The sequence below is a fragment of the Streptomyces sp. NPDC047869 genome (assembly GCF_040704065.1).
In the GTDB taxonomy this organism is placed as follows: Bacteria; Actinomycetota; Actinomycetes; order Streptomycetales; family Streptomycetaceae; genus Streptomyces.
Genome location: NZ_JBEYRK010000033.1, coordinates 1 through 18,899 on the forward strand (window position 1 = coordinate 1; position 18,899 = coordinate 18,899).

Below are 18,899 nucleotides of genomic sequence, written 5' to 3' on the forward strand. Positions count from 1 at the left end.
CTGCGCAAACTCGGCACCCGAGACCTGCTCGCCCAGCTCTTCGGGGTCAATGGCAGCACCCTCACCAGGGCCGTTCGCCAAGTGCAGCCCCTCCTCGCCGAGCACGGCTACATGATCCCGCCCTCGACACTCAGGTTCCGGACACCCGCTGACGTCACCGCGTTCCTCGCCAGCAGCCCCACGGAGATCAAATCAGCATGTTGATTCTCTGCGAGCCCTTACTGATCGTTTCAAAATGAGATCGGCGTGGCGGCTGGTTGTTGGCGATCTTCGCAGGCAGGGTCTGGCGGGTGTCTGCCGATCTTGTCCCGGATGAACTGTGGGACCGCATAGCTCCGTTGCTGCCACCGCGACAGGAACGTCGGCACTGGTACCCCGGCCACCTTCCCGTGCCTGATCGGGTGGCATTGGCAGGCATCGTCTACGTGCTACGCAAGGGCGTGGCCTGGCGTGACGTTCCTGTCGAGGTGGTGGGCTGTTCCGGCATCACCAGCTGGCGCCGACTGCGGGACTGGACCGAGGCCGGAGTCTGGCCGGCCCTGCATCATGACCTCCTGACTGATCTGCGCGCTGCAGACGCGCTGGACATGACACCGCCCACGGCGGCCGTCTTCTTTGCTCTTGCACCGTCAGCCGCGTTCGTTGCCCTCGCGTAGCAGGGCGAATTGATACATGACGGCCTCGGTGAGCCGCTTGTCGTCGTTCGTGGCGAGAAGGTCGAGCAAGGCGCCCCGCAGTACGGCCAGGGCCAGGGTGCGGCGGGTGGCACTGTCATCGCTGTCCCGTTCGGATGGTGGCTGGAAGCCGGCCAGGACGCCGAGCCAATCCTCCACCGTCGCACGGGCGAATCCGGCCCAGGCCCCGTCGGGCTGGGTGAGGGAGCGCGTATACGCCTCGGCCCACAGACGCAGCAGTGGCCGGTGCTCCTTCGCCGCGAGCCACGTCCAGATCTGTTCGACGGCCGGCGCAAGCCCGGTGGGGCCATTGGGAGGGCCGGCCTGGTCCAGGAGCGCCAGCTCGTCGGCGCGGGCGCGCGCCAGCAGTGCCCTCAGCAGGCCGTCCTTGCTTTTGAAAAGAAAGAGCAGGACCCGTGGGCTGGAGCCGATGGCCTCGGCCAGCGGGCGCAGTGACAGGTCCGCCAGACCGTGGGCGAGTGCGTACTGGTACGCCGCTTCCAGCAGCTCAGTCCGCCGGGCGGAGGGGGTTGGCGCTTCCTGGGGCATGCAGCTAGCCTAACTGAAACAAGCGTTTCAGTGATGTGGACGGTCACGGGGGCCAGGAGAGCAGCTCATGTCGCAGCAAGATCAGAAGAAGGCCGTCATACGCCGTGCCGACCGTCCCGGCGACCTGGGATGGGTGGTGATGGCCCACGGCGAGGCATACGACCGGCAGTTCGGCTGGAACACCGAATTCGAGGTCCTGGTCGCCAAGATCGTGGCCGACTACGGGTCCGAACACGATCCGGCCCGTGAGGCGGGCTGGATCGCCGAGGTCGACGGTCGGCGCGTAGGTTGCATCTTCCTCATCGCGGGCGAGGAGCCGAAGGTGGCCAAGCTGCGGGTGCTGCTGGTCACCGAGGAGGGCAGAGGCCTTCGCCTCGGGACGCGCCTGGTCGAGGAGTGCCTCGCCTTCGCCCGCGAGGTGGGCTACCAGCAGGTGACGCTGTGGACCAACGACGTACTGACGGCAGCACGCCGGATCTATCAGCGCTTCGGCTTCGAACTCGCCGACGAGGAACGCCACCACAGCTACGGCCACGACCTCGTCGGCCAGAACTGGATTCTCGACCTGAACGCCGCCGCGGCCGACCCGACCCGCACCGGCGACGATCTCGCCCGCATCGGTAAGATCGCCCCGACGGCGGTGTCATCGGCCTGACGCTTGGTGAGGGCTGCGCCCGTGGCCGGGTCCCGCACGCGCACCCCGGACTCCTTCACGGAGTCCCACAGGCGCTTCGCGATCGGATGTCAACTCCGTTCGGGGGTTGGATACCTTGGCGACCGCGCGGTGCCTTTGGTCACAGGCTGGATGCTGCTTCCCTTACGTTCCCTGGGCCTGGCCTGGCCAGGTCCTGCTCGCGATGCGGGATTGGTCCGGGCATCCGCACCACCACCTGTTGACGAGTTGAGGCTGAGAGCAGCGATGAGCCGCGCACCGGACCCGACACAGGGACCCGACACCGTTGGCCGGGAGGCGTTCCCCGGGGCCTCCGTGGGCATGGCAGGTGGGCGACGGCAAGGTCTGCTGGCCGATCCGGGATATGGCTCACGTACCGGTGCTGTCGTCCCGCCCGATGCGGGGGTTCACGTGGCAGGCGAAACAGCGGTACCGCCCCGGGCTTGAAGTGATGGCCTCTACGGGCAGGAAGCGCCCTGACCCACTCCCGCACAACGCTGACCTGCGGAGAGTGCTTGGCGATTACGCACGCCGGCTCACCGGTGCCATCGACTCGGGGGCCGCTACCGCCGGAGAACCCTAGACAGGCAAGCCAATCATGGCTCAGCGGGCCATCGGCGGCGCCAACGGGCGAGATCAGCCTCGCCAAGTCAGGTGCTCAGTATCCGCCAGATCGGCCGCACAGTCTCGCTTCCCCGGCAGTCTGAAGCGCTCCGGGTCTGGGGGAGGCTCGATTCCCTGAGAGGATCGAGCCATGGCCCGTCCGTCCCCTTACCCTGCCGAGCTTCGTGAGCGTGCGGTGCGCATGGTCGCGGAGGTATGCCCCAACTACCCAACTGAATGGGCCCGCGATGAAGGCCGTCGCCGCGAAGCTGGGCATCGGCTCCGCCGAGACGGTGTGGACATGGGTCCGCAAGGCCGAGGTCGATGCCGGCCAGCGTCCCGGAGTGACCTCGGAGGAAGCCGCGGAGATCAAACGGCTGCGAGCCGAGAACGCCGAGTTGCGCCGGGCGAATGAGATCCTCAAGGCGGCCTCGGCTTTCTTCGCGGCCGAGCTCGACCGGCCGTCGAAGCGCTCGTAGCGTTCATCGACGCCCACCGGCAGGTGTTCGGAGTCGAGCCGATCTGCAAAGTCCTGACCAGCCACGGACTGAAGATCGCCACGAGCACCTACTACGCCGTCAAGAACCGCACCCCCAGCCCACGGTCGGTCCGCGACGCTGAACTGAAGACCCAGATCAGCCGCGTGCACACGGACAACTTCAGCGTCTACGGAGTGCGGAAGGTCTGGCGGCAGCTGCACCGCGAGGGCATACCCGTGGCCCGCTGCACAGTTGCCCGGCTGATGCGCGACCTTGCCAGACGTTCCCTGGCACATGTAGCGGGCCTGGCTCGAGACCGAGCCAGGCCCGCTTGCGCCTACGCGTGCGCACGTGGCACCGCAGCCCCGCTATGTGATGTTCCGTGCCGCCTGGGTCGCGACGTGGAGCAGGTGCTCCAGGGGCCCGCGCCGAAACAGTCGGGTCCATACGGTCGCCAGGAGCGTGGCGGCCGCGATGAAGCCGAGCAGTACCGGCAGGGCGGACAGGGTCTCGTCCTCGATCGCGGGCACGTGCCAGACAGCTCTGAAGAACCACAGCGCGACGATGTGCAGGACGTACACGGTCAGCGCTGTCATGCCGACCGCGGCGATGGGCCGGGTCAGGCATGTGAGGCGCGGCATCCGTTCCGCGACGGTCAGGCATGCGGCGACCACAGCGAGGGCGACTCCTGTGTTGCCGATGACGGAGAAGGTCGTCTGGCTGTGCGGTGCGGCCACCAGCAGCCAGGCGAGCGGGGTGTGACCCTCGGGATCGCCGACGGTGTCGGACCACCAGGCGGACGATGCCGAGCCGGCGCCCGTGGCGGAGGCGACGGTGGACAGGGCGTGGGGGACCACGTGCAGGGCGAGCCAGGAGCCGCCGTAGCCCAGCAGGGCGAGCGCCCCGCCGGAGAGCGCGAGCCGGGTCCTGTTGCCTGGCCGAGTGAGGTCGAGCCGGGCCACTGCCATGCCCGCGACCAGGAACGGCAACCAGGTGAGCACCGGGTACTCGCCTGTGAACAGAAGTTCGATGATGCCGTCCGTGCCGCTGATTTGGGCCAAGGGGTCGTGGGCGGTGACGGCGTCCGCCCAGTTCCCGTCCTCGATGGACGTTCTGACCGTGTACAGGACCTGGGGCAGGACCAGCGCGCTCGCGGCAGCGATGAGGGCGAGCGTTCCCGCGCCCAACCGGTACAGCGGTAGCACTGCCAGGAAGAGCACTCCGTAGAAGCTGAGGATCACGGCGACGTCGGTGTCCAGGGCGGTCAACCCGTAGCCGAGCACCAGCAGGATGACGGCGCGGATCACGACCTTGGCCACCGCCTGACGGCCCGCGCGCCCGGTAAGGGGATACGGGCGGCCGGTGATGATGATCAGCGAGAAGCCGGCGAGCATCGCGAAGAGGGCCGAGCAGCGGCCACGGGCCGTCTCCATCAGGAACCCCACCGGGCCGCCGACCGTCACATCGGGCCCGATGTGGGAGGCGTACATGCCGAAGACCGCGAGGCCGCGGGCCACGTCGATACCGATCAGGCGCGCGGCCGAGGTCCTGTCGGTGGGGGCGGAGGAATGGTCCTCCTCAAGTGACGGTGACACCTCTGTCGGCGCGACCGCCGGTGCTGTCTGGGTCATGTCTTATGGGTTTACCGTCGGGCCGCCCCGCCCACTCCGCTGACTTGCCGAAAACATCCCACCGACCGGCCGGGGCCACCCCTGCCTGTTGGCGGGGGCCGCAGTGCCGATCGGCGGTAATTGCGTCCCGGCCGCCCAGCGACGACCCGCGCGGGGGGACGCATCGAACGGGGACATGGGACGAGCGGAGCGCAGGTGATCCGGGTACTGATGGGCGATGACGAAGCCTTGATCCGTACGGGTTTCTTGAACTCGTCGCAGGTGTCTACCGGCAGCGTGGCGAGGTCGTCGGCCCAGTCCTCGGGGTGGTCGGCGCGCGTTGTCCGCGATGTGCGGTGACTCCGCGCTGCGGGTTCGTAATCCCACGTCTCCGCATGGTGGCCCCTATGACTAGCAACTATGGTCAAGGCCGCCTGGTTTGCCAGCCTCGGGCGCTGTCCGTGACGACCACTCTTGTCCGGTGTTGACCGCCCCAATTGGCACGCATCTGGCACAGGCTCGGCAGCGCCGCCTCGGCGTGCCTGTTGGCCTCGCGCGCAGTGCAGCGTGATCGAATAGGGCATGGCATCGTCTTGGACTGGTAGGCGCGTGTGCCTGCGCGCTATTGAGCCCGATGACTGGACGGCGTTCGCGCGCTTCGCGGACGATGACGGGCGGCGAGTGGGCCGGTTGGAGCTGCCGCGGTCTGCCGAGAGCTATCGTGCCTGGGCGCAGGAACAGGCCGTTGCCGAGTGCGATGACGACCGTTTCCGGTTGGCGGTCGAGACGACGGCCACGGGGGAGTTGGTCGGCGCGGTCGGCTCACATCGCACCGGTCGTTGGTCGGGCTGGTTCGAGTGTGATGTCATGATCGGCGCCGGCCACCGGCGCAAGGGCTACGCGGCGGAAGCCGTGGTGCTGTTGCTGCGCTTCATGTTCGCCGAGCGGCGCTATCACAAGTGCCTGGCGGCGGTTTTGGCCCACAACGAGGCGTCGTTGGCACTTTTTCGTCGGCTCGGCTTCACCGAGGAGGGGCGCTTGCGGGAACACGTTTTCTTCGCCGGCGGGCATCACGACCTCGTCATGATGGGCGTGCTCGCCGATGAGTTCGACCGGCGACACACGATGAGCGGGCCGTGAGCAGATCGTCCGGGCGTGTGTGGAACGGTATTCGAATTTGATCGACGTTCGCTATTGAGCCAGCCGGGCCGTCCGCGGCGCGACCTTGCAACTGCCCTCGGCTGCCACGTCAGCCGTCACCCTGCTCGATGTCCAGATGGATCGGACCCCGAAGAACGGGGCTGGGCCGGTACGGCGGTGGGTCGGCGACCAGCCTGGGGCGGTCGAGCCGGCGTACCAGCTCGGTCAGCGCGATCTGGGTTTCCAGCCGGGCCAGCGGGCCGCCGAAACACAGGTGGATGCCGCTGCCGAACCCCAGGTGCTGGTTGTCACGCCGATCCGGGTCGAAGCGGTCCGGATCGTGGAAGCGCTTCGGATCGCGGCTGCCTGAGGCCAGCATGAGCATGATCTGCGAGCCCTGGGGGATGACGGTGTCGGCGACGGTGATGTCGCTGTACGCCGCCCGCCAGGGAATGATGTGCACGGGGGGCTCGTAGCGCAGCAGTTCCTCGACCAGCGGCACTACGAGGTCCGGTTCGTCGCGCAGTCGCTGCAGCACCTGCGGGTGGCGCAGCAGCGTCAGCGTGCCGTTGGTGATGAGGTTGACGACGGTCTCATGGCCGGCAATGAGGAGCAGTCTGGCGGTGGCGACGATTTCGGCGTCGGCCATCCGATCGTCGGGCCCGTCGTCGTTGGCCAGCCGTGACAGCAGGCCGTCTCCCGGCCGGCCGTGGCTCTGTTCCACCAGCTCGCCGAGGCACTGGCGCAAGTCCTTGCGGGCCTGTACGCCCTTGTCCAGTTTCTCCTTCGCGTCGGTCTCGGGGTTGTAGTCGATCGAGTTCATGATGTCGTTCACCCAGAGGTGGAACCGTGGCTCGTCCTCGCGTGGCACGCCGAGCAAGTGACAGGTCACGGTTACGGGGAACGAGGAGGCGAAATCGTCGACGACGTCGACGTGCTCCTTGCCCGCCAAATGGTCGATCAGGCTGCCGACGGTGGCGGTCAGGAAGCCTTCAAGCCCGGTCACCAGCCCAGGGGTGTGCGGGGGACCGAAGTGACGCATCGCTATACGCCGCAGGCGATCGTGCTGGGGCGAGTCCATGTGGATGAACGACGACGTGACCCCTTCCTCGGCTGAGGGCATCGGCGGACGCGTCAGGTTGCGCAGGTCAGAACTCAGATGCGGGTCGTTCAGTATGTTCGTGATCTCGCGATAGGCGCTGATGACGTAGCTGCCGTCCTCCTGCCGAGCCACCGGCGTCTTACGCAACTCGGCATACAGCGGGTAGGGGTCGGCCCGGGCGGAGTAGTCGAAGATCCGTTGCAGCGTGTCGGGCATGTGGGTCGTGGTCGTGTGGCCTTCCTCCTGCCGATACTGGTGCGCGGCCGTGACGCGGCACTCACCCGGGTGGTGGCCTGTCACGACCGCCGTGGCTCCCTGCGCGAGCAGGGCGGGGCCGGGGAAGTCGGCGGGCACCGCTTTCATGTCGGCCGGCTGGTCTGGCGTGGGGCAGGGGGGCGGGAAAGGCGCGGCCGTCTCGATCAACCGTCGGTAGTGGTCCAGCCACTTACCATTGTTGAAGCTCACGGCAGCCGTAACGCGGCCCCGATAGCCGTATGCGGTGACGAAACGGTGGTCGTCCAGCGATCCCTGGGTGACAAGCATCTCGTCGGCGAAGGTCGGCACGCCAACGGACTTGATGTTGACGCCGAACTGGATCGACCAGAACACTGGGATGGACACGTGGGACCAGCGGTCCGCCTGGGCACTGACCATGTTGTGTGCCGCGACCTCTGCCTGCTCCACGGCGTTGGCCCAGTGCTCCAGTGAGATGAGCCGGTTTCCGTAGATGGGGTTCGGGCAACGTGCCACGTCTCCCGCGGCGAAGACGTCGCCGGTGACGCGGCCGTTGATGTCGAGGGCGCGGAAGTCCGGGTCGCAGGTGATTCCCCACACGCCCGCCGCCAGTCCCGACTCCCGTAGCCACTCGGTGTTGCGGATGCTCCCGAGTGCCACCACCGCCACATCGGCGTCGACCGTACTGCCGTCGTCGAAGTGAGCACGGCAAAACCGTCCCTGCGCGTCGCCCTCCAGCCGGGCGATCTTGACACCGCACCGCAGGTCGACACCATGGGCGCGCTGCATGTCGGCCGCAACCTCGCCGATCATGGCGCCGAGCGCCCCGACCAGCGGAGCCGGCGCGAGTTCGGCGACGGTCACCGGGATGTCCCGCTCGCGGCAGACGGAGGCGATCTCGGAGCCGGTGAATCCCGCACCGATGACCAACACCCGGGAGGGCCCGGCGGTGAGGGCCCGCTGCAGGCTCTCGGCATGCTCTCGCGTACGTACGACGAACACTCCGTCCAGGGCCGCCTCGGACTCGACGAACCACGGCCGGGCCCGTACCCCGGTAGAGATCAGCACCCGGTCGAAGAGAACCTCGCGTCCGTCGGCGAGACGCACGTGGTTCGTCGCGAGGTCCAGCCGGCCGGCGGGCACCCCCAGCAGCCACTCCGCGTCGATGCCACGGCGGCGGGGCAAAGTGGTGCCCCCGGCCGGTACCCACCCGGTCAGTACTTGCTTGGACAGGGGAGGCCGGTCGTAGGGCTCACCCAACTCGTCCCCGATCATGGTCAACGATCCGGTGAAACCCTCGTCTCGCAGAGCCTCCGCGGCCCGCAGCCCCGCCAGCGAAGCCCCGACAACCACGATGCGGCCATCGCACTTGAACGCGCGCAGGTGGTCGACACCGGTCATGACGGCGACGCCTTCGCTGGTGCGCGCCGCGCCTCCATCTGGTCGACCAGGACCGCCTGGACCGGGCAGGCCGCCGCGGCGCGGAGCACCAGGTCGCGCTGGGCGTCGTCGGGATTCGGGTCGTACATGAGCGCTTCCTCACCGTGCACCCGGAACGCCTCCGGAGCCAGGAACGCGCACTGCGCATACCCCTCACATCGGGAAAGATCAACCACAACTTTCACCCCGACCTCCACAGGGAGTGGGAGCTACAGGCCCCCACATTGAGGCGGTCTGTCACCGAAGGCAGGCCTACCCCGGCCGCGCACGGTGGCACGCAGGTGCAGGCCGGGGGTGGCGAGACCTTCGAAGGTGGTGACCCGGTAGCCGGGTTCCGGACCGGGTGGCTCGCTCAGGTGGTAGCGGTGGGCGGTGTGCGCGGTCAGGACCGTGAGCATGGCCATGGCCAGGGCAGCTCCCTCGCAGCTGTGGGGCCCGGTGCCGAAGGCGAGGAAGACCCCGGGTTTCGCCGGAGGGCACGGATCGTCGAGCCAGCGTTCGGGGCGGAACCGGTCCGGCTCGGGGTGTTCCCGTGCGTCACGGTGGGCGGTGTAGGGGCACACGAGAACGGTCGAACCGGCGTCGATGGTGTAGTCGGCGAGCTGGGTCCGCCGCGGGGCGCGCCGGGTCAGCAGCCAGCTCGGGGGGTGCAGCCGGAGCACTTCGCGTACCACTGCGCGAGTGTATTGCAGGCGCTCGAGGTGGGTGCTGGTCGTCGCGGCCGCGTCTGCGGGCAGGAGGGCAGCTTCGTCCGCGATGCGGTCCGCGGCCCGGGGGTGGCGGGCCAGGTGAAGCAGGATCCATCCGACTGCCCGGGAAGGCGTCTCGAAGGTGGCGACGGTGATTCCGGGCAGAGTGTCGAGGATGACCCCTTCCGACAGTAGGCCGTAACGGCAGGAGGGGCGGAGCATCTGTCCGAGCACGTCGTCACCGAGTTGGCCCGATGAACGGCGCCTGCGGACGATGGGCTGCAAGGCGTTGGTGAAGGCGACCTGTTGCCGGGTGCGGAACCGCCGAGCCGGTGTGGGGACCCAGCCCGGCCATACCCAGCGCGTGGGGCGAACGAGCACCTCCCGGGCCACGAAGAGCTGCCGCGCGAAGGGCAGCAGGGCGGGAGCGTCTTCGGAGAAGAGGTAACGCACGCCGACCTCCGCCAGGACCGACCGGACCAGGGGCAGAATGTCCACGTCCCGGCCCGTGGGCCACTGGTCGGCAAACCGAACGGTCCCGGACGCGATCTCACCGATCCGGGCCGCAACCGCCTGCGGACGCAGCCCGCGCATACGTGCGGCGCGCGCGTGCGCACGCTCCTCGGACGTCGGGGCGCCGCCGGCCCGCTTCAACGGCGGGAAGAGGGGCGAGGGCGGCTTGGGGAAGTCCTGCGCACGGTGTAGGACTTCTTCACACGGCCCGGCCGTGGCGGCTACGTAGACACCCGGCTCCAGCTTCCAGACGTCCCCGCACTCGTCAGCGCCACGGCGCGCCAGTGCCAGCCGGTCACGGCTCCAGGCCGCAAAGTTGGCCTCGGGCAACCGCGGCGGCTCATTCACTCGGCCCATGAGATCGCCCCTGACGCTCGTACCCTGTCCGGGCCGATATCGTCGGCAGCACGGCCGGGAGCCGACGGGCGCCCGCCCGGGGCTCCCGGCAGCGCGGTCACGCCTTGTCGGCGGACGTACCCCAGTCGTGGGCCCCGTACGCACCGTAGTTGCGAGTGAACGACAACTTGGCGAGCAGCTTGGCGATCATGATTCACTCCTCTCGCCTGCCTTCAGTGTTATATATGCCATTTTTACACCTCGGCGTGGATATAAGGCGCGTGCTTGCGTGCCGGGCCCGCAGTCGGCAAACCTCACCCCGGTGCCGGCGGCCGGTGCCGCCTCGGCCGCAAAATATGCCGGCGCCGGACACCTCAAGAACCGGGGGAACCAGCACTCCGAATGAACGGAACGGCTTTCGCGCAAGGCGGCGGTTGGTGACCATTGCCGATAGTGGCCGACGACGGCACCGAACCGGCGTCGTCCGCCTACAGACCCGGCGCCCAGTACCCGTCCAGGTACCAGAACGCCGCCCAGCACCAGGCCAGGGCGAACATCGTGACGAGCGCGCCCCCGGCGAGCGGGAACGGGCCCAGCCCGGCCAGCGGCGGTGGCGCACCACGACGACCTTGGCGACAAAGCCCCCGTAGAGAAAAACAGCCGGCGAGCGAGTGCAGCGCCACTGGATCCGGTCAGGCTGACGCCGTAGGCGATGATGCATTCCTGGGCGACCGGGACGAAGAGCAGGAAGGCGACCAGACCGATCAGGCGGTGCACGGTGGGCACCGGGTGCGGTGCGCAGGCCGGGCAGCTGGCCGTACATCCACAGCGCGAGGAGCAGCTGGATCAGCGCCAGGCCCAGCACGGCGCTGCTCAGCTGGGCCTTGAGCAGGAAGACGCCGTGGCCGTGCACATCAACGAGGCTGCGCTGGCAGTCGCGGGGTGTGCACCCGTACCAGATGAGGACGGCGGTCACCGCCAGAGGCAGCAGCAGCCACAGCAGCCCCAGGAGCTGCCGGGGTTCGGTGCGCGAGGCGAGGCGTATATGTGATCAGCCGCCCCCGCCGTCGGCCTTGCCGCCCCGAGGGGCGCCGGCCCGAGTGGACGCAGGGCGCGGCGGGCCGGTGATCAGAAAGCCCACGAGCGAGGTCACAGCGCCGACGGCCTCGGCGATCGCGCTGCCGGTCCTCTTCGGCCCCCAGTACGACTCGTACATGTTCGGCAGCGGACCGAGAGCGCCCACGTTCACGTACCCATAGAGCAGCACGGCGCCCAGCGCGGAGACGGACACCAGGAACGTGAACACCCACACCGGCCGCCGGCGACCGAGCAGCAGGACCAACAGCGCGGCCAGCGACGCCACGGCAGCTTCGAGGCGAAACAGCGTTCCCTGGCTGATCTGCCGCCCGACCAGATCGTAGGCGGCGGCGAGGTCGGCGTGCACGTAGGCGTCCACGGCCAGTGCGGCCGCAGTCACCACTTGGAGCAGCACCCGGATGACCGTGTGGCGGCGCGGGCGGTCGCCGGGTCCGTCAGCCATCGCTACCGCCCGACCGCGGTTGCTGCGGCCTTGCCGGGCGCCGGGGACGCCGGGTCGTTCCCGCCGACATGGAGGTGGGTGTCCATGGCGAGTTCCTTGTGCTTGTCGATGGGAGACCCCGGTCAGGATCGGGCCGAACTGCTGGAGCGCGCAGTGGCAGCGGTCAGCACGGCAAGTGGCAGGAACCGCAGTCCGGCGCGGGCGCCACGCGGGAATTCAACAACGTGCACGACCATGTTTCGGGGCCTCCCTTCCGGGACGAGACTGGCCCAAGTCCCCGATCACGCCAACGCCGACACTCGCCCCGCTCGGGCCATCACCTGATCGGGCGAGGATGTGCCCGGTGCACGCCCCAGATTCTTCGACAGCAGTTGGCGAAGGTGGCCAGGAAACAGCGGATGCGTGGTGCTTCTTGAGGGCACGCTGTTCCGCACCCGGCGGCGGACCGGGCAGGCGCACCCGAAGAACTATTCGGGGAAGCAACCGCATGGCCTGCTGTTTCTCGCCCTGACCGATGCGAAGGGGCGGCTGCTGTGGATCTCCTCGGCCCGCCGCGGCGCCTGCAGCGAATCACGGCCGCCCGCTACGGCAAGCTGTGCGCGCGGCTGCGGTCACTTGAGTTGGGTGCGGTGGCCGACCTGAGATTCGTCGGTCTGGACGACGGCAACGCAGTCAGCGGTCGTCACCGAGTTCAAGGCGAGCGGCGGCAAGCGGCTCGCCTCGCCGAAGAAGGTCGTGAACCGGCTGATCAGCAGCCTGCGGACCACCGTCGAGCGCGGCTTCGCGAGCCTGAAGACCTTCCGGATCCTGACCAAGGTGCGCATCCATCCCCGTCACGCGACCGCGCTGGTGCGGGCCCTGCTTGTACTGACGCACCACCAGGTAGCGCGGGGCGGCCTTGGAGCAGCTTGCCCAGGGCGCGGACACGATCGATCGGGTCGCGACCGGCGCCTATCCAGGTATGAACGGCCGCTAAAGGACTCCGCAACGTACGGCCCCCTGGCCTGACGGCCCACGGGGCGGGGCCGTACCGCATGCACATCACCGCTCTGCCCTTGGCACCGACGGATTCCGCGTCGGCACGGCCCGTCCCGCGGTGGCCGGGGCCGGGGCGAGCCCGACGGCGTGGTGGGACCGGCTCGCCGAGAGGTCGATCCTCTCTGCTGCCTGCGCGGTCACCGGTGGCTGGCCTTCTGCCCGGTTCGCTGCTCACGGCAGACTGGCTCCGCCCACCACGGGCGCGTTTCCGAGGCCTCACCGGTCACGTGCGGCGTCCCAGGACCGCAGCACCTCGGTCACCTCAAACCGTGCGCCGCAGCGCCTCAGCAGGACTTGCGGGGCTTTCCGGGTCGTCACCCACGGCGCGACGCACCCGGACACCAACGATCCGGCGCCTCTCCACAAAGAGACGGAAATTCCATGCTGCAGTTCCTTGCTGCTCCATCCCCCGTGGCTGTACCTCGCCCTGCCCCTACAGGCGCTGCCCGGAGCCGCATTCATCGCTGACGCCATTTTCGAGCCGCACCCCGACCGCTCCTGCCGTACAGCCCTGCGCGGCTGGCACCCCGCAAGCACGCGGCGGCCCGTCAGGCGCTCCGGCGCCCCGCCCTCACCGCCGTCCCTGTGACCTGGCCGCATCCACCGCGACGGGTGGTCACCGTCCTGCGGAGGCCATGCCATGCCGTGCCGCTGCCTGAGCCGGGGGAGTGGGGGTTGTGCCGCTTACCCCGCCATCCGTGACGGTCAGGACAGCCGGGAACGCGCCCCACGACTTCCTCTCGTGTCCCGTGAGCGACCGGTCACGGCCGCACTACGCCGTGCACCGTCACCCTCGCCGCGGCGCGCGGCCCGGCCCAACCCCAAGCCTTCCAGCCGAGCAAAGGAACCCGCCCATGCCCCCCGCTTCCCACCCTCAGACGTTCCACTACGGGACCTGGGTGTTCGACACCGACAGGGCCCAGAAGCTTTTGGACAAACAGCCCCGCCCCCCCGATGGACGCGGGCGGATCACGGTCGACGAGCACTACCGCACCCAGGTGTCGCACATCTACGCGGTCGGCGACGTCATCGGCTACCCGGCGCTGGCGGCGACCTCCATGGAGCAGGGGCGGGCGGCGGCATACCACGCGTGCGGCGAACCCCTGGGACCGATGCACCGGTTGCAGCCGATCGGGATCTACACGATTCCGGAGATCAGCTTCGTGGGGTCCACGGAGGACCAGCTCACCGAGGACCGCGTGCCGTTCGAGGTGGGCGTCTCCCGCTACCGGGAACTGGCCCGCGGGCAGATCATCGGCGACTCGCACGGCATGCTCAATCTGTTGGTGTCGCCGGAGGACCGTACGCTGCTCGGCGTGCACTGCTTCGGCACGGGGGCCACCGAGCTCATCCACATCGGACAGACGGTGATGGGCTGCGGCGGCACCGTCGACTACCTCGTCGACGCCGTGTTCAACTACCCGACTCTCGCGGAGTCGTACAAGGTCGCCGCCCTGGAGGCGACGAACAAGCTGCGGCAGATCGACCGTCTGCGGGACTGACTCCTCAGCCCTGCCGGTGCCGATGCCGGGGGTGCGGGTACAGCAGGGGATCGTCCGGAGGGATGGGGTCGTCGTCGGGCAGCGAGAAGTCGTCGTCGGTGACGTGGGCCGCGGCCTCCTCGGCACTGGCCGCTCCACCGTCGATTCCCACGTCGTAGGCGACCTCGTCCTTCTCCGTGTCGGGATGTGCGCCCTCGTCCGGGGCCATCAGGCGGCCGGCGCGCGCCTCACCCGCCTCCGGGTCGATGAGCTCGCCGTCACCGCCGGGCAGGTCGCCCACCCCGTCACCCTCCGGCTCCCGTACATCCGGCTCCTCCTGGACCAACCGCTGGTCGAGGCTCTCGCCCGCCCGCTGCTCGGCCGCGGTCGTGCCGTACTTGGTGACGCCGAGCGGCTTCTCGGGCGGGGAGTACCCCTCGTCGAGGAGTTCGTCATAGCTCGGTTCCTCGACCGCGTCCTCCAGGTCGTCCAGCCGTGCGGCGTCCTCTTCGCGTACGTCGTTCTCGGTCGGCTGATAGACGTCGTCGGCCATCGGATCGGTGTTCACGGGTGGCCTCCGTCCATCAGTGGCGCTCAGGAGCGTCGGCATCCGCGTTTCCCGGTATTGCCGTCCCAATCAAACTGCTCGGCCGCAGCACTGGTTGAACTCCGGACAGCGAGCGGAGAATTACCCTCCGGTCAATCTTGAACAGTCAATCAGCGGGGCTATCATCACACCCACACACGCTGTGACCGCCCGTCGACGCAGCGGCTGCACCGTGCACCAACCGCGTTTTCCGGCCCGCCGCCCGAGGCCATCCCCTCTGGCGGATCCGTGCCGGCTCCCACCCCCCCATCGCCGGCAGGAACGCTCCGCCCTGCGGTGTCGACGGAAAGCAGCGCATCCATGAGCAACAGCAGCGGCAGAGGGCTGCAAGCAGGCGTTCTCGGAACGTTCGACACCGTGGTGATGGCCGTGGCTGGCAGCGCACCGGCCTACTCGCTGACGGCGACCACCGCGGTCCTGGTCGGCGCGGTGGGACTGGCCAGCCCAGCGGCCCTGCTGCACTGCGCGATACCGATGCTGGGCATCGCGCTGGCCTTCAGCTACCTCAGCCGCATCGACGTCAACGCGGGCGCCAGCTAATCGTGGTGGGACGGACGCTGCACCCCTTCCTCGGCTTCATCAGCGGCTGGACGCTGGTGATCTCGGCGACCACGGCCGTCCGGCCATCCTGCTGATCGACGGCATCCACCGTATGTACCGGGCGATGACCGAAGGCCGGGCGACGCTGCCCGCGCACATCCTCACCGCTGCCGAGACCGCGACGATCCGCGAGCGCTGACCCACCACCGCCCGCGTCCGCCGTCACCGACGAGCGCCCCCCGAGCAGCCAGCGGCCCCGCACCCCGCCGGGCCGCTGGCTTCCCCGCGCCGCCCGCCGCCGCTGAGCCCCGCGCCACACACCCGGCATCCCGGCCCCGTCCTGCGCCCGCAGGCGGCGCCGCTCGCATGCCCGCCCCCGCACCACCTCACCCCGCAGCCCCTGGCCGTCGCGATCGCATCGGGGCCCGGGTCCAACCACTCACCGCCCTGCCCCGCCTGCCCGGCGTCGCCGACAGCCCCCGTCCGCGGTCCCGCCGTCCCCCGGCCCCGCTGACTCCAGCCTCCCCCCGAGCACCCGAAACCCCGGATGTTGCTGCACTACTGACGTTGTAGTCGTGGTGTCGTCGGTGTGAGCCCTGTTCCGGTGAGGCATCCGTCGATGATGTCGCTGCGGTATTGGATCTGGCGGAGGCCGTGTCGGAGCCGGCGTATGAGGTGGCTCGGGTCGGTGAAGGCCGTGTTGGCCTGGGTGGTTCGGCGCAGGACCGACCCGATCCCTTCCACGGGGTTGAGGTCGGGTGCGTAAGACGGCAGGTGGTAGGCGGTGAGCCAGTCCTGCGCGTCGATGAAGGCCCGCATTCGGCGGTCTTTGTGGACGTTCAAGTTGTCCCAGATGGGGACGATGGGTGCGTCGAGTTGCTGGTGGGCGGCGATGAGGAGGTCGCGGTATTCGGTCCACGCGAAGCTCTTGCGGCCTCCGCTCTTGTGATCTGTATGTTGTCTGGGCCGGTAGACGAGGCGGGAGCGCTCGCCGGGTTTGTAGCAGCACAGGGCGGCGATGGAGAAGCGACGCTGGGAACGGCCGCGGACCCGGATGACCGGTGTGGTGCCGCGTTGGCTCCAGGTGCGTGAGGTAGGCGGCGTCATCGAGAATCCCGCGTCGTCCTCGAAGACGATCCAGGCCCCGAGCGCCGCCGCGGTGTTTCCACGTGCGGCCACACCTCCTTCACCCAGCCGGCCACCGCGGCTTCGTCGCGCTCGACCGCACGACGGGCCGGAACCTGATGACTCCAGCCATGGCGCCGCAGCATCTGCGAGATCCCGACAACGTCATCGACTTGTGAAACCGCCGGCCGATCAGCGTCTTGATCCTGGCCAGTGTCCATCTCTGGTCCGGCCAGCCATGCGCGACCGGCCCCTTGGACAGCTCCTCCTCGAGCACGGCGAACAGTGCGTCGCTCAGCTTCGGCTTGGACGCTGGGCCGCGAGACCGAACCCCGTCCCGGCCAGCCGCCTTCCAGGCCTGCCGCCACCGCTGGACCGACCGGACGCTGACCCGTAACTCCTTCGCGATGTCCGTGCTGCCCCGCCCCTCGGCGAACATCACCGCTGCTTCCATCCGGACCCGCTCGCGGAACGCTTGCCTCTCCGCGGTCGGACCCCCACCCTGCGGATACCTCATACACCCGGCATACCGCGACGATCAGGCGATCGTCAGCCCCTACGACAACCCGCCTTCAAGGTCAGTAACAGGTGGCGAGAAGATCGCCGAGGATGCCTGCCGGGTCGTGCAGCACCCGGGCGCCGTCGGTGACGACCCGATGCGTCCCCGGATCAACGGGATCTGTCTTCGCCCAGGCCGGGGAGCCGATGCCCAGCTCGACTTTCAGACCGGAGGCCGTGGGACAGCGTCGTTCTGTGATCGGTCCCCACGACTGGGTACGGATCACTTCGCCCAGCCCCAGTTCCATGGCCCAGGCATCCTCAAGCAGATATCGGGACTCGTCCGTGGTGAGCAGGACGATGTCGATGTCGGAGTCCGGTCGCGCGGCATTGCGGGCGCAAGATCCCACCAAGAGCAGACCGACGATGTCATCACGGCCCCTCGACCAGCATGTGATCCGGTCGATGACCTCGTTGATCTCGGCGAACCGCTCTGGTGACGGCTCGGTCGGAAGATTCGCTGACTGATCGTCGCGATGCACCTCGAATGTCCCGTCCCTCGCCGAAGAGTGCCAACATCGGACAGCTTCTCAGGCCAGCCCCACGGCAGCCAATCAGCGGCTGCAGCGGCACGATTGCCCAGCCACAAGCCAGCGGACTCGCTCCACATCATGCGACGCAACGACCCACGGCCTGGGGAATTACGTGACCACAGCGGTGGGGAATTGCGTGACTGTTGTCAGACGCCTATGTCGTCCGCGAACAGTTGCAACGACTCCGTCACGGTGAACAGGTCGTCCGTGCCGTTCGGCATCGACCCGCCCACCGACCTCATCGGCTCAATCTCTAACGCCATGTCACCCAAAGCGAACTGCGCCCTCGCGACCTGCGCGATCACCGCGGCACGAGCTGCCAACGGCGCAACCGTCCTCGCAGGTGGTCGAAGAACGTGCCTTATCTCGACGCACTGATGACGCAGTCGCTCGCGGTGGCGACGTCCTCGGCGACATGGGTGGGTTGGTAGGAGTCCTGCGCCCACGGCTGCCCGTTCGACACCCACACGCTTCGTAGCCCGAGCGTGTTCGCGCCCTCGATGTCGGCATGCGGGGAATCGCCAATGCCCCGTGCGCCGGTGAGGGGCACTCCGACGGCATCTGCGGCAGCGTGGAAGATCTCCGATTCGGGCTTCTTGCGTCCGACCGTCTCGGAGATCGCCCAGCCCTGGACGAGTTGGGCGAGTACGGTATGGCGGATCTTGGCTTCCTGCTGGGCGGTGCGGCCGTTGGTGACGATCACGCAGGTCCAGCCGCCGGCCCTGGCCTTGTACAGGGCCTCGCGGGAGGAGGCCGTCAGCACGACGCGATCGGCGGCGCCATGGTCAAGCAGGGCATGGATGGCCGTGGCGGGCACCATGCCCCGGTATCGGTCGGTCATGGCCGCGGCGACATCGTGGCGGGCGGTATAGCCGCTGGCGTCGACCGTCATCACCCACGTGAGGTCGGTGCCGGGCAGGCGGTGTTCGGCGAGGAATGCGGTCACGGCGTCGCGGAAGGCGGCTTCGCGGTCGACCAGGGTGTTGTCGAGGTCCAGCATCAACAACGGCATGATCGGCAGTAGATTACGGGCGGTGATCTCGAGGCAGGTTTCCCGTCCAGGATCGACATGGTCCGCAAGGTAGATCAGGGTGGCCTGCCGGCCCATGCCGAAGGCGGCAACAACGAGCTTGGGGCCGGACTTCGTCCGGCCTTGGTTCCTTTGGTGACCGCCACCTGCGGGTTGGCTGTGGGCCCCATGCCGCACGGTGGGCCAGGCACCGCTCAAGCATCGCCCAGAAGGCGGGATCGAGCGGGATGGGGTGGGGTCGCTTGCCGAGCCGGATCGTATGAGCCGCCGGGTGGAGGTCGGTGACCTGCAGCATCCAAGCCTCCGTGCTGGAGGCGCCGTGCAGCAGGGCGAGTATGCCGAGCAGGGCCTCGTGCGGGTGGACGTCGTCGCTGGTGATCCAGCGGCGGGAGAGTTCGCGCTGCT

At 68.7% G+C, this 18,899-nt stretch carries 16 protein-coding genes and 8 pseudogenes; 9 read left to right on the plus strand and 15 right to left on the minus strand.

Translation table 11 applies throughout. The annotated features are described in order from the left end of the window. Both AB0924_RS31275 and AB0924_RS31280 read left to right on the plus strand, forming a co-directional pair. A pseudogene (locus AB0924_RS31275) lies at positions 1-204 on the plus strand (ISAzo13 family transposase); the annotation flags it as partial. A gap of 86 nt (positions 205-290) precedes the next feature. Beyond that, positions 291-590 (plus strand): annotated as a pseudogene (locus AB0924_RS31280) (transposase); the annotation flags it as partial. 39 nt (positions 591-629) lie between these two features. On the opposite strand, the gene AB0924_RS31285 reads toward AB0924_RS31280, so the two are convergent. Next, entirely contained in the window at positions 630-1,223 is a 594-nt protein-coding gene (locus AB0924_RS31285) for a TetR family transcriptional regulator (RefSeq protein ID WP_366913167.1), read from the minus strand. A 67-nt stretch (positions 1,224-1,290) separates the two neighbouring features. On the opposite strand from AB0924_RS31285, the gene AB0924_RS31290 reads away from it, so the two are divergent. Together AB0924_RS31290 and AB0924_RS31295 are read left to right on the plus strand one after the other, a co-directional pair. Then, positions 1,291-1,878: a GNAT family N-acetyltransferase gene (locus tag AB0924_RS31290; RefSeq protein WP_358938471.1), complete on the plus strand. Its 588-nt coding sequence runs from the start codon at positions 1,291-1,293 to the stop codon at positions 1,876-1,878. 772 nt (positions 1,879-2,650) lie between these two features. Next, a pseudogene (locus AB0924_RS31295) lies at positions 2,651-3,247 on the plus strand (IS3 family transposase); the annotation flags it as partial. Between the two features lie 99 nt (positions 3,248-3,346). Here AB0924_RS31295 and AB0924_RS31300 read toward each other — a convergent pair. After that, on the minus strand, positions 3,347-4,609 hold the full coding sequence (locus tag AB0924_RS31300; RefSeq protein WP_366913168.1) for a DUF418 domain-containing protein: 1,263 nt from the start codon (positions 4,607-4,609) through the stop codon (positions 3,347-3,349). A 588-nt stretch (positions 4,610-5,197) separates the two neighbouring features. On the opposite strand from AB0924_RS31300, the gene AB0924_RS31305 reads away from it, so the two are divergent. Then, on the plus strand, positions 5,198-5,728 hold the full coding sequence (locus AB0924_RS31305; RefSeq protein WP_358938467.1) for a GNAT family protein: 531 nt from the start codon (positions 5,198-5,200) through the stop codon (positions 5,726-5,728). Between the two features lie 109 nt (positions 5,729-5,837). Here AB0924_RS31305 and AB0924_RS31310 read toward each other — a convergent pair whose 3' ends face one another. The 6 genes and pseudogenes from AB0924_RS31310 to AB0924_RS31335 form a co-directional block, all read right to left on the minus strand. Next, positions 5,838-7,046, minus strand: a complete 1,209-nt coding sequence (locus tag AB0924_RS31310; protein ID WP_358938536.1) for a cytochrome P450 — start codon at positions 7,044-7,046, stop codon at positions 5,838-5,840. A gap of 51 nt (positions 7,047-7,097) precedes the next feature. Further along, positions 7,098-8,465, minus strand: a pseudogene (locus AB0924_RS31315) (FAD/NAD(P)-binding oxidoreductase); the annotation flags it as partial. Beyond that, on the minus strand, positions 8,462-8,689 hold the full coding sequence (locus AB0924_RS31320) for a ferredoxin (protein ID WP_358938465.1): 228 nt from the start codon (positions 8,687-8,689) through the stop codon (positions 8,462-8,464). The pseudogene AB0924_RS31315 and the gene AB0924_RS31320, both read right to left, overlap by 4 nt. A 24-nt stretch (positions 8,690-8,713) precedes the next feature. Next, positions 8,714-9,691, minus strand: coding sequence for a cytochrome P450 (locus tag AB0924_RS31325; protein ID WP_358938462.1), 978 nt, complete (start codon positions 9,689-9,691; stop codon positions 8,714-8,716). Between the two features lie 558 nt (positions 9,692-10,249). Continuing rightward, a pseudogene (locus tag AB0924_RS31330) lies at positions 10,250-11,018 on the minus strand (DUF6529 family protein). 75 nt (positions 11,019-11,093) lie between these two features. Next, on the minus strand, positions 11,094-11,582 hold the full coding sequence (locus AB0924_RS31335; protein ID WP_358938460.1) for a hypothetical protein: 489 nt from the start codon (positions 11,580-11,582) through the stop codon (positions 11,094-11,096). A gap of 402 nt (positions 11,583-11,984) precedes the next feature. Here AB0924_RS31335 and AB0924_RS31340 point away from each other — a divergent pair, with 402 nt between their 5' ends. Beyond that, positions 11,985-12,224 (plus strand): hypothetical protein, encoded by a 240-nt coding sequence (locus tag AB0924_RS31340; RefSeq protein WP_358938458.1) that lies wholly within the window; start codon positions 11,985-11,987, stop codon positions 12,222-12,224. On the opposite strand, the gene AB0924_RS31345 is transcribed toward AB0924_RS31340, so the two are convergent. Continuing rightward, entirely contained in the window at positions 12,194-12,406 is a 213-nt protein-coding gene (locus tag AB0924_RS31345; protein ID WP_366913252.1) for a hypothetical protein, read from the minus strand. The two genes, AB0924_RS31340 and AB0924_RS31345, sit on opposite strands and share 31 nt — an antisense overlap. Between AB0924_RS31345 and AB0924_RS31350 the strand changes: the two genes are divergently transcribed. Both AB0924_RS31350 and AB0924_RS31355 read left to right on the plus strand, forming a co-directional pair. Further along, complete coding sequence (locus AB0924_RS31350) at positions 12,318-12,590, plus strand: transposase family protein (RefSeq protein WP_366913169.1); 273 nt, start codon at positions 12,318-12,320, stop codon at positions 12,588-12,590. The two genes, AB0924_RS31345 and AB0924_RS31350, sit on opposite strands and share 89 nt — an antisense overlap. 989 nt (positions 12,591-13,579) lie before the next feature. Next, positions 13,580-14,122 (plus strand): annotated as a pseudogene (locus tag AB0924_RS31355) (FAD-dependent oxidoreductase); the annotation flags it as partial. A gap of 4 nt (positions 14,123-14,126) precedes the next feature. On the opposite strand, the gene AB0924_RS31360 reads toward AB0924_RS31355, so the two are convergent. Beyond that, a complete protein-coding gene (locus AB0924_RS31360; protein WP_366913170.1) occupies positions 14,127-14,669 on the minus strand; it encodes a DUF5709 domain-containing protein in 543 nt (180 codons plus the stop codon). A gap of 339 nt (positions 14,670-15,008) precedes the next feature. Here AB0924_RS31360 and AB0924_RS31365 point away from each other — a divergent pair. Continuing rightward, positions 15,009-15,319 (plus strand): annotated as a pseudogene (locus AB0924_RS31365) (APC family permease); the annotation flags it as partial. Positions 15,320-15,806: 487 nt separating this feature from the next. Here the strand turns inward: AB0924_RS31365 and AB0924_RS31370 are convergent. The 5 genes and pseudogenes from AB0924_RS31370 to AB0924_RS31390 all read right to left on the minus strand — a co-directional run bounded on the left by AB0924_RS31370 (position 15,807) and on the right by AB0924_RS31390 (position 18,572). Beyond that, entirely contained in the window at positions 15,807-16,355 is a 549-nt protein-coding gene (locus AB0924_RS31370) for a transposase (protein WP_366913249.1), read from the minus strand. After that, positions 16,352-16,890, minus strand: a pseudogene (locus AB0924_RS31375) (winged helix-turn-helix domain-containing protein). The gene AB0924_RS31370 and the pseudogene AB0924_RS31375 overlap by 4 nt, the downstream one beginning before the upstream one ends. A gap of 61 nt (positions 16,891-16,951) precedes the next feature. Then, complete coding sequence (locus AB0924_RS31380) at positions 16,952-17,413, minus strand: nucleotidyltransferase domain-containing protein (protein WP_366913171.1); 462 nt, start codon at positions 17,411-17,413, stop codon at positions 16,952-16,954. A 197-nt stretch (positions 17,414-17,610) separates the two neighbouring features. Next, a complete protein-coding gene (locus AB0924_RS31385; protein WP_366913173.1) occupies positions 17,611-17,787 on the minus strand; it encodes a hypothetical protein in 177 nt (58 codons plus the stop codon). 38 nt (positions 17,788-17,825) lie between these two features. Then, complete coding sequence (locus AB0924_RS31390; protein WP_366913174.1) at positions 17,826-18,572, minus strand: HAD family hydrolase; 747 nt, start codon at positions 18,570-18,572, stop codon at positions 17,826-17,828. Positions 18,573-18,899 lie beyond the last annotated feature (327 nt).

Bases quoted from the DNA above. Each gene is read 5' to 3' on its own strand.
- AB0924_RS31285 (WP_366913167.1), bottom strand. From the start codon at position 1,223: ATGCCCCAGGAAGCGCCAACCCCCTCCGCCCGGCGGACTGAGCTGCTG.
- AB0924_RS31290 (WP_358938471.1), top strand. From the start codon at position 1,291: ATGTCGCAGCAAGATCAGAAGAAGGCCGTCATACGCCGTGCCGACCGT.
- AB0924_RS31300 (WP_366913168.1), bottom strand. From the start codon at position 4,609: ATGACCCAGACAGCACCGGCGGTCGCGCCGACAGAGGTGTCACCGTCA.
- AB0924_RS31310 (WP_358938536.1), bottom strand. From the start codon at position 7,046: ATGCCCGACACGCTGCAACGGATCTTCGACTACTCCGCCCGGGCCGAC.
- AB0924_RS31335 (WP_358938460.1), bottom strand. From the start codon at position 11,582: ATGGCTGACGGACCCGGCGACCGCCCGCGCCGCCACACGGTCATCCGG.
- AB0924_RS31345 (WP_366913252.1), bottom strand. From the start codon at position 12,406: ATGCGCACCTTGGTCAGGATCCGGAAGGTCTTCAGGCTCGCGAAGCCG.
- AB0924_RS31370 (WP_366913249.1), bottom strand. From the start codon at position 16,355: ATGACGCCGCCTACCTCACGCACCTGGAGCCAACGCGGCACCACACCG.
- AB0924_RS31390 (WP_366913174.1), bottom strand. From the start codon at position 18,572: ATGGGCCGGCAGGCCACCCTGATCTACCTTGCGGACCATGTCGATCCT.